The sequence below is a fragment of the Bacillus thuringiensis genome, from assembly GCF_022095615.2.
GTDB classification, from domain to species: Bacteria; Bacillota; Bacilli; order Bacillales; family Bacillaceae_G; genus Bacillus_A; species Bacillus_A cereus_AG.
This window is the reverse complement of sequence record NZ_CP155559.1, coordinates 12,501-27,500: the sequence shown is the minus strand read 5'-3', so window position 1 is coordinate 27,500 and position 15,000 is coordinate 12,501. Positions and strand designations below refer to the sequence as shown.

Genomic DNA, 15,000 nt, shown 5'->3' with positions numbered 1-15,000 from the left:
ATTGATCTCGATGTGAATCATTACAAATATAACAAGGATCGCGGTCAGTAATATGTCCGCATACAGAACAATACGCTAGATCTCGCTTCGCATTCACAAGTGCTTTTGCAAAACCTAACACATCATCTTCTTTCATATCTAATACGAAAAATGCCAAGCGAACCGCTGTTTTCGGTCCGATCCCTGGCAACTTCATAAAACTATCAATTAATTTCGATATCGGTTCTGGATAATGCATATATCAGTATCCTCCTAGAACATTCCACCTGGTAAGTTCAAGCCTTTTGTAAATTTACCCATTGTAGAATTCGAAAGTTCATCAGCTTTTTTAAGTGCATCATTTGTTGCAGCTAGCACTAAGTCTTGTAACATTTCGATATCTTCCGGATCTACAACTTCTTCTTTAACTTTCACTTCAAGAATTTGCTTATGACCATTTGCAATAACTGTAATCATACCGCCGCCAGCTGTACCTTCAACTGTTTTGTCACCAAGCTCTTCTTGCGCTTTTGCCATATCTTTTTGCATTTTTTGCATTTGTTTCATCATATTATTCATATTTCCCATTCCGCCACGCATCATAATTAATTCCTCCTAATTATTATTACTCTTTTATTTCAATAAGTTCTTGTCCTACTAACTTTACTGCCTCTTCTATAAGAGGATCTTCTTTTTTCTCTGGGCTTTCTTCAGAATCCCCGCCTTCACGCTGTAAAAAATCTTCACGGATTTTACCCCATTCACTTTTGGGAATGGCAATCATATTTAATCTTTTACTTAGCAATTCAAATAAAGCTTGTTCCACTGTATCCATAGCTTCTCGATTTTCGCTTGCCATTTTACAGTGAATCTCATATTGAAACGCTAAAACGTAAGTATCATCCGAAGCTGCTACCGGTTCGCTATTTTCTAATAAAACAGCAAACGCTACTTTGTTGTATGCTTTGAGTCTTCCTAACAACTCGCCCCACACAGCTTTTAATTGTTCTAAATCCTGACGCTTTGCTTGTTTTAACACTTCATTTACGCGTCCGACAGGAATCTTCATACTACCTGTCCGCACTGGCTTTGGTGTTGCACGTGTCTCTCTGACTTCCTGCTGCACACCAGCCGGCACACCATTCTTTTTGACTTGTTCTAACTCTTTCTCCAATTGCTGCATCCTGTTCATAATTGCTTGTAAACGATCTGCACCATTTGCTTGCATCATAAACTGTTGACACAGTTGTACCATAACAACTTCTAAGAAAATTCGCGGATGATTTGTCCACTTCATTTCCTGTTGTCCCTTACTAAGAGTATGAATGATTTCATAGATTATTTCCGGTTGCATTTCTTCACTTAACATCCGGAATTGCTCATCTACCATTACTCGTTCCAACATATGTTCCAGTTGTGGTGAAGTTTGATATAAAAGCATATCGCGATAATAGTAAATGAAATCTTCCATAAAACGAACTGGATCTTTCCCTTTACCCATCATCTCATCTATGATACGTAATGCTCTTGATACATCATTTTCACGTATACATTCTACTAAGTTACCTAAGTATTGCTGGGAAACAGAACCTGTCACAGCTAATACATCTTCTGTTGTAACTGTCTCATCACTATAAGATATTGCCTGATCAATAAGACTAAGCGCATCACGCATACCACCTTCAGCGGCACGTGCAACAATTTGTAACGCCTCATCTTCTACTTGCGTACCTTCATTCGTCACAACCGTCGATAATCTCTCAACAATATCATTTACTGATATTTTTCGAAATTCAAAACGCTGGCAACGTGAAATGATTGTAGGCGGAATCTTATGCGGTTCTGTTGTCGCCAAAATAAAGATGACGTGTCCTGGTGGCTCTTCTAACGTTTTTAAAAGCGCATTGAAGGCACCCATGGAAAGCATGTGGACTTCATCAATAATGTATACTTTATATTCTACAGCACTTGGAGCATATTTTACTTTATCTCTAATATCTCGAATTTCATCTACACCGTTATTTGAAGCCGCATCAATTTCTAATACATCTGAAATGGATCCTTGTGTAATCCCCAAACAAGAAGGACATTCATTACAAGGTTCAGCTACCGGAGCGTGTTCACAGTTGATTGCTTTTGCAAATACTTTTGCAATTGTCGTTTTTCCTGTTCCCCTCGGCCCAGAAAATAAATAAGCATGTGAAACTTTCTCTTGAAGAAGGGCATTTTGCAACGTTTTTGTCACGTGCTTTTGACCAACTACATCTTCAAACTTTTGCGGTCTCCATGTTCGGTATAACGCTTGGTATGACACGAAAATACGGCCTCCCTTAAAGGTTATTATCTCATTTATTATAACCCATTCTGTTTATAGATTCCAAAAGTTATTTTCTATACAAAAAACCCACCTTAGTATTAAGGTGAGTTTTGTATACATATATAACTGCCGTGCACCTTCTGTCGATTACGTACCATAAGCGTTACTCAAGCAGTTAGCTCGGTTCAGGCACTCCTGCGGCACACGAGAAGACCCGCTTATTGCTGCTTCCTTCCGGACCTGACAAGGTTCACGGGGTCCCGTTGCGCAGGACCCAAACGTCAACACCACTTACTTAAGGCAGACCTTACAGCAGCATAACCTCGAGAAGGGATTCGGCCTCGCTAGAGCGGATTGCGAGTATAGGGCACCGCTACCTCCCCGCTTAGCACGGCAAAGTTAAAACCAATATTCGGTTGCCTTCATTAAAAGGCATTATCAGTATAACTTGTTTTTTTATAAAATGCAAATACGTTAATTCTCGTTACTTTTCTCTAATTTTTTTATCGCTTTTCTTTTTTTCCGAAGCTCTCTAAAAAAGTTTGTTAGCAACTGACCGCATTCTTCTTCTAATACACCAGTCACTACCTCGCATTGATGATTAAAGCGTTCATCCGTCAAAAGATTCATCAACGTCCCTGCACATCCACCTTTCGGATCACTTGCACCATATACAACTCGCTTCACTCGTGATAAAACAATTCCACCCGCACACATCGGACAAGGCTCTAATGTTACATATAGCGTCGCATCTTCTAAACGCCATGTCCCTAATTTTTTGCAAGCCTCATCAATAGCTAACAACTCAGCGTGAGCTATTGATCTTTGTTCAGTTTCTCTTAAATTATGAGCAACACTAATTACTTCATCATCTAACACTATAACTGCACCAATCGGTACTTCTTGTATTGCCTCTGCTTTTTTAGCCTCTTCTATTGCTAACTGCATAAAATAAATATCTTGATCGTGTTCCATACCATAGTCCTTTCATTACAAATAAAGTACACTTATTTCCATTTACTACACATGGGATAACTTTTACAAATTCAATCCACCCTAATAAAAAAGAGAGGAGATTACATATGAAGAATACTGCCTTACTCATTATCGATATGATTAATGATTTTCAATTTTCACACGGTCCCATCCTAGCCAAAAAATGCGAAATTATAACAAATCCTATTTTACGATTAAAGAAAACAATGAACTCCTTTGGCTATCCCATAATTTATGTTAATGACCATTATCAACTTTGGAGATCTGATATTGACCAATTAATTACTCATTGTACAAATGAGTATAGTGAAAATATCATTCATAAGATTGCTCCAAATACTGATGATTACATTTTTATTAAACCACATTACTCTGCTTTTTATGAAACACCTTTAAATTCTTTATTAGGCTATTTAAAAATAGAAAATCTAATATTGACAGGAGTCGCCGGGAATATATGTATCCTCTTTACAGCTAACGATGCTCATATGAGAAATTATACACTGTATGTACCACAGGACTGTATCGCCTCTAATCATGATCAGGATAATCTGCATGCTTTAAAAATAATGGAAGCCACATTAAAAGCAAATATAGTACCGTCATCTCAAATAAAAATTAATTAATACATATATCTATTTTCTAACTTTTTATATCAAATTAACCCGCTCGCTTCCCTCTTGTGCTACAATAATTCTGTTTTGTGTTTTTAGTAGTCACGGTAAATCACTGATTGAAAGGAGGAAACAGCGTGACCGGAGTACCATTTATCACGGTTGAAGGACCAATTGGTGTTGGAAAAACCTCACTTGCGAAGGCAATTTCAACTCACATGCAACTCCACTTACTAAAAGAGATTGTTGATGAGAATCCTTTTTTAGGAAAATTCTATGAAGACATCGACGAATGGAGTTTTCAAACAGAGATGTTCTTTCTTTGTAATAGATACAAACAATTAGAAGATATTAACATAAAGTATTTGAATCAAAGGAAGCCAGTAGTAGCGGATTATCATATATTTAAAAATTTAATTTTCGCATCACGTACATTAAAGAATTCTCAATACGACAAGTACATGCAAATCTATCGTATCCTTACACAAGATATGCCTGTACCAAACGTTATCGTTTATTTAACAGCTAGCTTGGAAACATTACAAACACGAATTGCGATGCGCGGAAGAGAATTCGAAAAAAACATGGATCCAAATTACTTACTACAGCTCACAAAAGATTACGAAACAGCAATGGATACTTTTAAAAAGGATCATCCAGATATCCCAGTATTAAAATTTAACGGAGACGATATTGATTTTGTAAAAAATCCTGATGATTTAAACGTCATCCTATCCGCCCTTCAAAATACTCTCTTAAAGGAGTCGAAATAACAATGAATTTAAGGCAAAAATATGATATACCAAATGACGCAGTAATCACGATTGCTGGAACAGTAGGTGTGGGTAAATCAACTATGACAACTGCATTAGCTAACGCTTTAGGCTATCGCACATCATTTGAAAAGGTAGATTCAAACCCGTATTTGGACAAGTTCTATGCTGATTTCACACGCTGGAGCTTCCACTTGCAAGTGTACTTTTTAGCAGAACGATTTAAAGAACAAAAAAGAATTTTTGAATACGGTGGCGGTTTTGTTCAAGATCGCTCTATCTATGAAGACACCGGCATTTTTGCAAAGATGCATCATGAAAAAGGTACAATGACGGAAACTGATTATGAAACATACAAAGGTTTATTTGACGCTATGGTCATGACTCCTTACTTCCCTCATCCTGATTTATTAATTTACTTAGAAGGTTCTTTCGATGATATTGTTGATCGTATTCAAGAACGCGGACGTCCAATGGAACAACAAACACCAATTGAGTATTGGAAAGAGATGCATGGCCGTTACGAAAACTGGATTAATAACTTTAATGCATGCCCTGTTTTACGATTAAACATTAATGAATATGATATTTTAAAAGATGGCGATTCAATTGAACCAATCATTAAAAAAATTGGCCATTTTTTAAAACAAACACGTAAACTTGTAAAATAAAAAACCCGTGCATATGCACGGGTTTTTCTATTAAATTACTTCTTTTTTGTCGGAGCAATAATTTCACTCTCAGGTTTCCCAGCATTAATACGCTGGCGAACAGTACTTGTACTAATATCGTATGTTTCAGCAATCTCTTTAACAGTCATTTCTTTCCCGTTAATCACTGCTGTTAATACTTTACCTGTACGTTTTGGAGCTGCTTCTTTCTTTACAGCTTCTTTTTCAACTTTTTTTGGCGCCTCTACTTTTGTTGCAGTTTGCTTTACATCACAAGTGCAACCACAAAGTTTACGGAATGTATCATCGCTTATAATGCGTGACACATTTGCACCACTGTTTAAAATTCTATTGTTCTTACAGACAGGACATTGTACATAATATAAAGTTTTTCCATCTAAAGGAAACGTTTGTATAATAAGATCCATGTTGACTCCTTTCATATCTATGAAGATAATCATCGGAATATGAGTGTGTAATAAGGAGAAAATCGCCCTACACCATACTTTATGATTGGTTTTAAAATAAAAACTCGTTACGTGTTGGTAACGAGTTCTCCAATCTCCACTTATATGCGCTGTTGTCAATTATATCTGGAGGAGGTAGAGGGATTCGAACCCCCGCGCGACTCTCGCCGCCTGTCGGTTTTCAAGACCGATCCCTTCAGCCAGACTTGGGTATACCTCCATATTGACATCAAATATAATATCAAAAGAAAAACAGTTAGTCAACCCTACTAAAATAAATTATGAGGAAAGGGGAAATTTACCTTTCCCCTCCTACATTTCAGTACTGACAATGCTCATAATTACCAATCACTCATACCGATGAATGTTTAAATTTACTTAATAACTGCTTTTCCTCCCATATAAGGGCGAAGAACTTCTGGAATTGTAATTGTACCATCTTCTTGTTGGTAGTTCTCTAAAATAGCTGCAACCGTACGGCCAATTGCAAGACCAGATCCATTTAATGTATGAACATGTTCTGGTTTTCCGTTTGGCTCACGACGGAAACGGATATTTGCACGTCTCGCTTGGAAAGCCTCAAAATTACTACAAGAAGAAATCTCACGATATGTGCCATAGCTTGGAATCCATACTTCGATATCGTATTTCTTCGCTGCTGTAAATCCTAAATCGCCTGTGCACATGCTCATAACGCGATATGGCAACTCTAATAATTGTAACACGCGTTCTGCATCATTTGTTAGTTTTTCTAACTCTTCATAAGAATCTTCTGGTTTTACGAATTTTACAAGCTCTACTTTATTGAACTGATGCTGACGAATTAAGCCACGTGTATCACGGCCAGCTGAACCTGCTTCAGAACGGAAACAAGAGCTAAATGCAGCATATCGTATAGGCAATTGATCTTTATTTAAGATTTCATCACGGTGCATGTTCGTTACAGGTACTTCAGCTGTTGGAATTAAGAAGTAATCTTCACTTTCAATGCGGAATGCATCTTCTTCAAATTTCGGAAGTTGTCCTGTTCCTGTCATACTTGCACGGTTTACCATATACGGAGGTAATACTTCTTCGTATCCATGCTCGTCAGTATGAAGATCCAGCATAAAGCTAATTAAAGCACGCTCTAATCTCGCGCCAGCACCTTTATAGAATACAAAGCGGCTTCCCGTTACTTTCCCAGCACGCTCAAAATCTAAAATCCCTAAATCTGTAGCAAGATCCCAATGTGGTTTTGGTTCATAAGCAAATTCTTTCACTTCTCCCCAAGTACGCGCTACTACATTATCATCTTCTGTTTCACCAACTGGAGCAGATTCATGAGGGATATTTGGAATAGATAACATTAATCTTTCTAAATCTTCTTCAACTGTACGAAGCTCATTATCAAGATCTTTTACTTTCTCTCCAACTTCACGCATTTCTAGAATTAGAGCTTCTGCATCTTTCTTTTCGCGCTTCAATACAGAGATTTGTTGAGATACTTCGTTACGTTTACTTTTTAATTCCTCTGTTTGAACAAGTAATTCTCTTCTTCTCGTATCCAGCTCTTCAAAACGACCAAAATCAGTTAAATCTTCGCCTCTATGCTGTAACTTTGCTTTTACTTCTTCAAAATTTGTACGTAAAAATTTAATATCAAGCATTATATACTCCTCCTTTTATTTTATAAAACACAAAAAACTCCCGTCCCTATATAAAGGGACGGGAGTTAACCCGCGTTGCCACCCTAGTTGAAAGCATTACCGCCTTCCTCTCAAGTAGAAATAACGGCTCTTCACCGGGAATGTTTACTAATCATAAAGATATTCCACATTCCATTCCAGGATGGATTCACAAACTGTTTCTATCGATTTCCACCAACCATCGACTCTCTATAAGAAACGGCATTTGTTACTACTTCCTATCAACACGCTTATTTTATAAAATTGTTACCATCAATTTACTATAATCTTATACAAGTTGCAAGTTACTTATACAACTTTTTTCATTTTCGCTTCTTTTACCATTTCTACAAAGTATGCTGTCACACGATGATCATCCGTTAATTCTGGATGGAATGAAGCAGCTAAAAACTGATTTTGTTTTACTGCTACCATTCGATCACCATGTGTGGAAAGTACTTCAACATCATCAGCTACATTTACAACATACGGAGCACGAATAAATACACCAATAAATTCTTCTCCTACACCTTTAATTGAAAGTGCAACTTCAAAGCTATCTTTTTGGCGTCCGAACGCATTGCGCTCTACTGTAATATCCATAGCACCAATATGTGCTTCTTCATAGCCAATAAGTGTTTTTGCAAGAAGAATCATACCTGCACATGTACCAAACATTGGTTTACCAGACTTCGCGAATGTACGAAGTGGCTCCATGAAAGCATACTTATCAATAAGACGGCGCATTGTTGTGCTTTCACCGCCTGGTAAAATAAGACCATCAATCTCTTCAAGTTGCTCTATACGCTTTACAACAACAGCTTCTGCACCACTTGCTTCAACTGATTTTACATGCTCACGAACTGCACCCTGAAGACCTAGTACACCGATTTTCACCATTTTAAAGTTCTCCTTCAATTACCATCCACGCTCTTGCATGCGTTGTTCTGGTAATAACGTTGAAATTTCGATACCTTTCATCGCATTACCTAATCCCTTAGAAAGGCTTGCAATTAGTTCGTAATCCTCATAATGAGTCGTCGCTTCAACGATTGCGCGTGCAAATTTCTCTGGATTCTCTGATTTGAAGATACCAGATCCAACAAATACACCATCCGCACCAAGTTGCATCATTAACGCTGCATCTGCTGGTGTTGCTACACCACCTGCTGCGAAGTTTACAACTGGCAAACGACCAAGGCGTTTAATTTCAAGTAGTACTTCATAAGGAGCACCAGTATTTTTTGCATATGTCATTAACTCATCTTCACGTAGACTTGCAACTTGACGGATTTCTGCATTGACTTGGCGCATATGACGCACTGCCTCTACAATGTTTCCTGTTCCTGGTTCACCTTTTGTACGAAGCATAGATGCACCTTCTGCAATACGACGTGCTGCTTCTCCAATATCACGGCAACCACATACAAATGGAACTGTGTAATCACGTTTATTTAAATGGTATACTTCATCGGCAGGAGTTAATACTTCACTCTCATCGATATAGTCTACCCCTAATGATTCTAATACACGTGCTTCTACAAGGTGACCGATACGGCATTTTGCCATAACCGGAATTGACACCGCACCCATAACTTCTTCAACGATTGTTGGGTCTGCCATACGAGAAACGCCACCTGCTGCACGAATATCTGCTGGTACACGCTCTAATGCCATAACGGCAACTGCGCCTGCCTCTTCTGCAATTTTTGCTTGTTCAGCGTTAATTACGTCCATAATAACGCCGCCTTTTTGCATTTCTGCCATTCCACGTTTTACACGTTCTGTCCCTGTTACATTTGTCATGTTACAAAAACCCCCCTAGGTGAATTGCTTTTCCCCGTTAAAGGCGAAAATTAAGAATACTCTTACATTCTACCACTAACTATCAGATGCTTGTCTACTACTTTTTCATAAAGTCGGTATGAAAAATAGGAATAAGAAAAAGCCCCTACAATGAGGAGCTTTTAAAACCAACCTTTTACTGTATCAACAGCACTATTCCATATACCACTAAAGAAAGAACCAATTCCGCGCATAGAGCGAGTAAACCAATTCGCTTCTTCTACTGCAGATGTTGTTACAAGATCTATTTGTAATGACTTACCAGATAAAAATCCAGGATCATTCGCATCTTTTGGTGTGATTACCATGTTGCCAAGTGCAGCTCCCTTTTTAATAGGTGCTTCTTGTCCCTTATTTGCTTCTTTTAATTCTGCTTTATAAACATCTTTACTTCCTTTTGGCACTGGAAGTGAAACAGCTTGTTTTGTTTGAACTGCTACATCTTTATCTTTAGCATTTTCTACTCGTACTGTTTCTTGTCCTTTTACTGAAGAATCTTTTTTATACATTTGCTTCATTTCAAAGTTAGCAAATCCATAATCATATAGCTTCTTTGTTTCATCAAAACGTGCTGTATGAGAACTTGTTTTAATAACTACAGAAATAAAACGCATTCCGTTTCTTTCGACCGTACCAGTGAAGCAATCCCCTGCTTCTGGAGTCGAGCCTGTTTTCAGGCCATCTACGCCATCATATTCTTTCACTAAGCCCTTTAACATCCAGTTCCAGTTCGACATTGCAAACTTCTCTTTTTCTGGACGGAATTCTTTTTTCGGGATTTTTGCTGTATCTAACACTTTTGGATAATCTTTAATTAAATGTTGTGCTAAAGTTGCAACATCCTTTGCAGACATTTTATTTTCTTCATCCGCTGTTGTTCCTTCAGGATGCATTCCCTTTAAATCTTTATTCGTTAAACCTGTAGAATTGACAAATTTATAATTTTTCAACCCTAGTTCTTTCGATTTATCATTCATCATTTTTACGAAGTCTACTTCTTTACCTGCAATTGCTTCTGCTAATGCAATTGTTGCACCATTTGCGGAAAATATTGCCATTGCCTCGTATAGCTCTTTTACTGTATAAGAGCCACCATTCTCTAATGCAACATTTGATAAGGAAGCATCTTGTGAAACCTTATATGCATATTCAGAAACCTTAACTTTTTGATCCCACTTAAGTTTTCCTTTATCCACTGCTTCGTGAACTAAATATTCACTCATCATCTTTGTCATACTAGCAATGGATAATAATTCATCTGCATTCTTTTGATATACAATTTTCCCAGAATTCGCTTCAACTAAAATTGCCGCACCTGCTTCAATGTTTAAAGCAGCTCCTGTTTCAGCTGATGCATTGCTATATGGTATAAAGATGCTACAAGCTAGTGTAAGCACTGTTACCAAAGCAATGAATCTTTTGCAAAACATACCTTTCACGTTTGTTACCCCCAATATCTATGTACTCACATAACCGTTATTCTAACATAATCAAAAAAAAATAGACAGAGATATCAAATCTCCGTCTATTTGTATATCAGACATTATAATGAGTAGTTTGGAGCCTCTTTTGTAATTTGTACGTGATGAGGGTGACTTTCACGTAAACCAGCACCTGACATACGAATGAATTGTGCATTCTCACGTAAGAATTCTAAATCTTGTGCTCCGCAATATCCCATACCGGCACGTAATCCACCAACCAATTGATGAACTGTATCTGCTAAAGGTCCTTTATATGGCACTCGGCCTTCAATACCTTCTGGAACAAGTTTTTTATTTCCTTCTTGGAAGTAACGATCTTTACTTCCTTTTTCCATTGCTCCGACAGAACCCATACCACGATATACTTTAAATTGACGACCTTGGTAAATTTCAGTTTCTCCAGGGCTTTCAGCAACACCAGCAAACATACTACCTAGCATAACAACGTGTGCCCCTGCTGCTAAAGCTTTTACCATGTCACCAGAGTACTTAACACCACCATCAGCAATAACTGGAATACCGTGTTTACGAGCTTCTGTTGCACAATCATAAACTGCTGTTAATTGTGGTACACCAACGCCAGCTACAACGCGTGTTGTACAGATAGAGCCTGGTCCAATACCAACTTTAACTACGTTTGCACCCGCTTCAATTAATGCTTTCGTTGCTTCAGCAGTAGCAACATTTCCAGCGATAATATTTAGTGCTGGATATTTCGCACGAACTTCTTTTACTTTATCAATAACACCTTGAGAATGTCCATGAGCTGTATCAAGTACGATTGCATCTACGCTAGCTTTTACTAATGCGTCGATACGAAGCATAGCATCAGCCGTTACACCAACCGCTGCTCCAACTAATAAGCGTCCTTGCTTATCCTTCGCAGAATTTGGGAATTCAATTACTTTTTCGATATCTTTTATTGTAATAAGCCCTTGTAATACACCGTTGTTATCAACGAGAGGGAGTTTTTCAATCTTGTACTTTTGTAGGATCTTTTCAGCTTCTTCCAGCGTTGTACCAACTGGAGCTGTAATTAGCTTTTCTTTTGTCATTACGTCGGAAATTTTGATTGAGTAGTCTTGGATAAAACGCATATCACGGTTTGTAATAATACCAACTAATTTTCGCTCGTCTAAATTATTTACAACCGGTACACCTGAGATACGGTATTTTCCCATAAGATGCTCTGCATCATATACTTGATGTTCTGGAGTTAAAAAGAAAGGATCTGAAATAACGCCACTTTCAGAACGTTTTACTTTATCAACTTGCTCCGCTTGTTGTTCGATAGACATGTTTTTATGAATAATTCCTAAACCGCCTTGACGAGCCATTGCAATAGCCATATCAGCTTCTGTTACTGTATCCATTCCTGCACTAATTAACGGGATATTTAACTGTAAGCTTTCAGATAAAACTGTTTTAACACTTACTTCTCTTGGTAGTACATCTGACTTTGCTGGTACAAGTAATACGTCATCAAAAGTCAAACCTTCTTTAACAAATTTAGATTCCCACATAATTGTTCCCCCCATGATACCAGAAATTATTATTAGTAGCTTATCAATTGGTTAAAATACTGTCAAGGACGTATATATATGTTAGAATTTTTAGACAATAAAAGGAGCGTAATATATGCATCAAACACATTGCACTTGGCAGCAATTAAGTTTCTTCTTTTCATCTCAAAATGTACAACGTTATCTTGCCCGTTGCTATGAAAAATCCTCCATACAAGATGCTGAAAAAAAAAGTTTTGAAAATTGTTATCCCTTTATTTATTACTTAGAACACGGGAAAAATTATTATGAATTATATAAGGTAGCCCCCTTTTCGATTCAGCCAATGTTATTGTTTTATGGAATGAGTCAACTTTTTAAAGCCTGCTTACTAACTATTGATCCTAACTATCCAGAATCCACTACTGTTTTAGCTCATGGTGTTACGACTCGCAAACGAAAAAAACAGGGGTATCAATTTTTAGAAGATGAGGTGAAGGTGCAAAAAAATGGATTATTTACTCATGTTGCAGAACAGCTGTTTCACATGAAACACTTAGAAGCAGAGAAGTTTAACATGCTAGATTTAATGGGAAATATTCCCGAATTACAAAATTTATTCCGCTATAGTCAAAGAGGGGGCACTTTATATAAAATTGATTCAAAAAACACAAATGAACTTTCCTTTTCGGCCAACATACTAGATCGACTTCATATGACTTCAGAAAGATTTTCACGTTACATTGAATCAATTTGTAAGCATTTATCCATACAACATGTCTCCGGGAAAACGAGCGGATCGAATTTGCTTTTTACAGCTCCTATCCAGTCGTGGAACCCTATATATAGTACGCCCTTATACTACGAATATCTTGCTGATACTTATTACTTACCAATTCCAACTGACCCGAGAAATCCTAAGCCAGTATTACCTGAACTTCTTGTTCATTATTTATTGCTCTACAATTTAAGTATGATTTCTAGATACGAAACAGATTGGTGGTATGATTTACTTGGGAGCTATGGCTCTGAAGATTATCCATTTATTTATCAATTTCTTACTATTTCTGCTCAAAAAATCCCTTACTATATTTCGTCTTTTTTACTAACAGAACCGAGCCTATTTCATGGGAAATAAAAAAAAACACAAGTCAAAAGACTTGTGTTTTTAATTGCTTGGCGACGTCCTACTCTCACAGGGACAAGGTCCCAACTACCATCGGCGCTAGAGAGCTTAACTTCCGTGTTCGGTATGGGAACGGGTGTGACCTCTCTGCCATCATCACCAAACTATGAAGGCATATTCCTTCAAAACTAGATAACATTGCTACATATTATATGGTTAAGTCCTCGATCTATTAGTATTCGTCAGCTCCACATGTCACCATGCTTCCACCTCGAACCTATCAACCTGATCATCTTTCAGGGATCTTACTAGCTTACGCTATGGGAAATCTCATCTTGAGGGGGCTTCATGCTTAGATGCTTTCAGCACTTATCCCTTCCGCACATAGCTACCCAGCTATGCCCTTGGCAGAACAACTGGTACACCAGCGGTGCGTCCATCCCGGTCCTCTCGTACTAAGGACAGCTCCTCTCAAATTTCCTACGCCCACGACGGATAGGGACCGAACTGTCTCACGACGTTCTGAACCCAGCTCGCGTACCGCTTTAATGGGCGAACAGCCCAACCCTTGGGACCGACTACAGCCCCAGGATGCGATGAGCCGACATCGAGGTGCCAAACCTCCCCGTCGATGTGGACTCTTGGGGGAGATAAGCCTGTTATCCCCGGGGTAGCTTTTATCCGTTGAGCGATGGCCCTTCCATGCGGAACCACCGGATCACTAAGCCCGACTTTCGTCCCTGCTCGACTTGTAGGTCTCGCAGTCAAGCTCCCTTATGCCTTTGCACTCTACGAATGATTTCCAACCATTCTGAGGGAACCTTTGGGCGCCTCCGTTACACTTTAGGAGGCGACCGCCCCAGTCAAACTGCCCACCTGACACTGTCTCCCGGGTCGATAAGACCCGTAGGTTAGAATTTCAATACAGTCAGGGCGGTATCCCACCAGCGCCTCCACCGAAGCTAGCGCTCCGGTTTCAATGGCTCCCGCCTATCCTGTACAAACTGTACCAAAATTCAATATCAGGCTACAGTAAAGCTCCACGGGGTCTTTCCGTCCTGTCGCGGGTAACCTGCATCTTCACAGGTACTATAATTTCACCGAGTCTCTGGTTGAGACAGTGCCCAAATCGTTACACCTTTCGTGCGGGTCGGAACTTACCCGACAAGGAATTTCGCTACCTTAGGACCGTTATAGTTACGGCCGCCGTTTACTGGGGCTTCAGTTCAGAGCTTCGCTTACGCTAACCCCTCTCCTTAACCTTCCAGCACCGGGCAGGTGTCAGCCCCTATACTTCGCCTTACGGCTTCGCAGAGACCTGTGTTTTTGCTAAACAGTCGCTTGGGCCTATTCACTGCGGCTTTCCGTTAAGAAAGCACCCCTTCTCCCGAAGTTACGGGGTCATTTTGCCGAGTTCCTTAACCAGAGTTCTCTCGCACACCTTAGGATTCTCTCCTCGCCTACCTGTGTCGGTTTGCGGTACAGGCACCTTTTATCTCGCTAGAAGCTTTTCTTGGCAGCGGGGAATCAAAGACTTCGCTCCATAAGGAGCTTCCCCA

Annotated in this window: 14 protein-coding genes, 1 tRNA gene, 2 rRNA genes, 1 other RNA gene and 1 other annotated feature (2 of these 19 running past the window's edge); of the genes, 4 read left to right on the top strand and 14 right to left on the bottom strand. The window is 38.9% G+C overall.

The annotated features are described in order from the left end of the window. The 5 genes from recR to tadA all read right to left on the bottom strand — a co-directional run. A protein-coding gene (recR, locus tag KZZ19_RS00135) for a recombination protein RecR (RefSeq protein WP_000559170.1) crosses the window boundary here: on the bottom strand, positions 1-238 show its beginning. Its footprint begins 359 nt before the window's first position; 238 of the gene's 597 nt are visible here — the first part of the coding sequence; it begins with the start codon at positions 236-238; its stop codon lies off the left edge, out of view. A gap of 14 nt (positions 239-252) precedes the next feature. After that, the gene (locus KZZ19_RS00130) at positions 253-579 is read right to left on the bottom strand and encodes a YbaB/EbfC family nucleoid-associated protein (RefSeq protein WP_237982799.1); all 327 of its coding nucleotides are present in this window, start codon (positions 577-579) and stop codon (positions 253-255) included. Positions 580-604: 25 nt separating this feature from the next. Further along, on the bottom strand, positions 605-2,293 hold the full coding sequence (gene dnaX, locus KZZ19_RS00125) for a DNA polymerase III subunit gamma/tau (RefSeq protein WP_237982794.1): 1,689 nt from the start codon (positions 2,291-2,293) through the stop codon (positions 605-607). A 132-nt stretch (positions 2,294-2,425) separates the two neighbouring features. Continuing rightward, positions 2,426-2,690: signal recognition particle sRNA large type (gene ffs / locus KZZ19_RS00120), an RNA gene on the bottom strand. 80 nt (positions 2,691-2,770) lie between these two features. Then, positions 2,771-3,271, bottom strand: a complete 501-nt coding sequence (gene tadA / locus KZZ19_RS00115) for a tRNA adenosine(34) deaminase TadA (protein WP_237982795.1) — start codon at positions 3,269-3,271, stop codon at positions 2,771-2,773. Between the two features lie 107 nt (positions 3,272-3,378). Here tadA and KZZ19_RS00110 point away from each other — a divergent pair, with 107 nt between their 5' ends. The 3 genes from KZZ19_RS00110 to KZZ19_RS00100 all read left to right on the top strand — a co-directional run bounded on the left by KZZ19_RS00110 (position 3,379) and on the right by KZZ19_RS00100 (position 5,350). Beyond that, a complete protein-coding gene (locus KZZ19_RS00110) occupies positions 3,379-3,918 on the top strand; it encodes an isochorismatase family cysteine hydrolase (protein WP_237982796.1) in 540 nt (179 codons plus the stop codon). Between the two features lie 125 nt (positions 3,919-4,043). Then, entirely contained in the window at positions 4,044-4,679 is a 636-nt protein-coding gene (locus KZZ19_RS00105) for a deoxynucleoside kinase (RefSeq protein WP_237982797.1), read from the top strand. A 2-nt stretch (positions 4,680-4,681) separates the two neighbouring features. Beyond that, complete coding sequence (locus KZZ19_RS00100; RefSeq protein ID WP_001053583.1) at positions 4,682-5,350, top strand: deoxynucleoside kinase; 669 nt, start codon at positions 4,682-4,684, stop codon at positions 5,348-5,350. A 35-nt stretch (positions 5,351-5,385) separates the two neighbouring features. Here the strand turns inward: KZZ19_RS00100 and KZZ19_RS00095 are convergent, their stop codons facing one another. The 7 genes from KZZ19_RS00095 to guaB form a co-directional block, all read right to left on the bottom strand. Continuing rightward, on the bottom strand, positions 5,386-5,778 hold the full coding sequence (locus KZZ19_RS00095; protein ID WP_140386630.1) for a DUF3797 domain-containing protein: 393 nt from the start codon (positions 5,776-5,778) through the stop codon (positions 5,386-5,388). A 166-nt stretch (positions 5,779-5,944) separates the two neighbouring features. Continuing rightward, a tRNA-Ser gene (locus KZZ19_RS00090) sits at positions 5,945-6,037 on the bottom strand. 154 nt (positions 6,038-6,191) lie between these two features. Further along, the gene (gene serS, locus KZZ19_RS00085) at positions 6,192-7,466 is read right to left on the bottom strand and encodes a serine--tRNA ligase (protein ID WP_088094769.1); all 1,275 of its coding nucleotides are present in this window, start codon (positions 7,464-7,466) and stop codon (positions 6,192-6,194) included. A gap of 51 nt (positions 7,467-7,517) precedes the next feature. Beyond that, positions 7,518-7,739 (bottom strand) — a binding site (T-box leader). A 54-nt stretch (positions 7,740-7,793) separates the two neighbouring features. After that, the gene (gene pdxT / locus KZZ19_RS00080; RefSeq protein ID WP_076542836.1) at positions 7,794-8,384 is read right to left on the bottom strand and encodes a pyridoxal 5'-phosphate synthase glutaminase subunit PdxT; all 591 of its coding nucleotides are present in this window, start codon (positions 8,382-8,384) and stop codon (positions 7,794-7,796) included. A gap of 18 nt (positions 8,385-8,402) precedes the next feature. Then, positions 8,403-9,290 carry a pyridoxal 5'-phosphate synthase lyase subunit PdxS gene (gene pdxS / locus KZZ19_RS00075; protein ID WP_000186157.1) on the bottom strand — a complete coding sequence of 296 codons (888 nt, stop codon included), beginning with the start codon at positions 9,288-9,290 and terminating at the stop codon, positions 8,403-8,405. 161 nt (positions 9,291-9,451) lie between these two features. Then, positions 9,452-10,759: a D-alanyl-D-alanine carboxypeptidase DacA gene (dacA, locus tag KZZ19_RS00070; RefSeq protein ID WP_237982800.1), complete on the bottom strand. Its 1,308-nt coding sequence runs from the start codon at positions 10,757-10,759 to the stop codon at positions 9,452-9,454. 113 nt (positions 10,760-10,872) lie between these two features. After that, positions 10,873-12,336 (bottom strand): IMP dehydrogenase, encoded by a 1,464-nt coding sequence (gene guaB / locus KZZ19_RS00065; RefSeq protein WP_237982798.1) that lies wholly within the window; start codon positions 12,334-12,336, stop codon positions 10,873-10,875. Positions 12,337-12,451: 115 nt separating this feature from the next. On the opposite strand from guaB, the gene KZZ19_RS00060 reads away from it, so the two are divergent. After that, entirely contained in the window at positions 12,452-13,453 is a 1,002-nt protein-coding gene (locus KZZ19_RS00060) for a YaaC family protein (protein ID WP_088094765.1), read from the top strand. A gap of 36 nt (positions 13,454-13,489) precedes the next feature. Here KZZ19_RS00060 and rrf read toward each other — a convergent pair. Both rrf and KZZ19_RS00050 read right to left on the bottom strand, forming a co-directional pair. Continuing rightward, positions 13,490-13,605 (bottom strand): 5S ribosomal RNA (gene rrf / locus KZZ19_RS00055). Positions 13,606-13,653: 48 nt separating this feature from the next. Beyond that, a 23S ribosomal RNA gene (locus KZZ19_RS00050) occupies positions 13,654-15,000 on the bottom strand (it continues 1,574 nt past the right edge of the window).

Excerpts from the sequence above, each read along its gene's own strand:
- KZZ19_RS00060 (WP_088094765.1), top strand. The coding sequence starts at position 12,452 with ATGCATCAAACACATTGCACTTGGCAGCAATTAAGTTTCTTCTTTTCA.
- KZZ19_RS00100 (WP_001053583.1), top strand. The coding sequence starts at position 4,682 with ATGAATTTAAGGCAAAAATATGATATACCAAATGACGCAGTAATCACG.
- guaB (WP_237982798.1), bottom strand. The coding sequence starts at position 12,336 with ATGTGGGAATCTAAATTTGTTAAAGAAGGTTTGACTTTTGATGACGTA.
- KZZ19_RS00130 (WP_237982799.1), bottom strand. The coding sequence starts at position 579 with ATGCGTGGCGGAATGGGAAATATGAATAATATGATGAAACAAATGCAA.
- dacA (WP_237982800.1), bottom strand. The coding sequence starts at position 10,759 with ATGTTTTGCAAAAGATTCATTGCTTTGGTAACAGTGCTTACACTAGCT.
- serS (WP_088094769.1), bottom strand. The coding sequence starts at position 7,466 with ATGCTTGATATTAAATTTTTACGTACAAATTTTGAAGAAGTAAAAGCA.
- tadA (WP_237982795.1), bottom strand. The coding sequence starts at position 3,271 with ATGGAACACGATCAAGATATTTATTTTATGCAGTTAGCAATAGAAGAG.
- KZZ19_RS00095 (WP_140386630.1), bottom strand. The coding sequence starts at position 5,778 with ATGGATCTTATTATACAAACGTTTCCTTTAGATGGAAAAACTTTATAT.
- pdxT (WP_076542836.1), bottom strand. The coding sequence starts at position 8,384 with ATGGTGAAAATCGGTGTACTAGGTCTTCAGGGTGCAGTTCGTGAGCAT.
- pdxS (WP_000186157.1), bottom strand. The coding sequence starts at position 9,290 with ATGACAAATGTAACAGGGACAGAACGTGTAAAACGTGGAATGGCAGAA.
- KZZ19_RS00110 (WP_237982796.1), top strand. The coding sequence starts at position 3,379 with ATGAAGAATACTGCCTTACTCATTATCGATATGATTAATGATTTTCAA.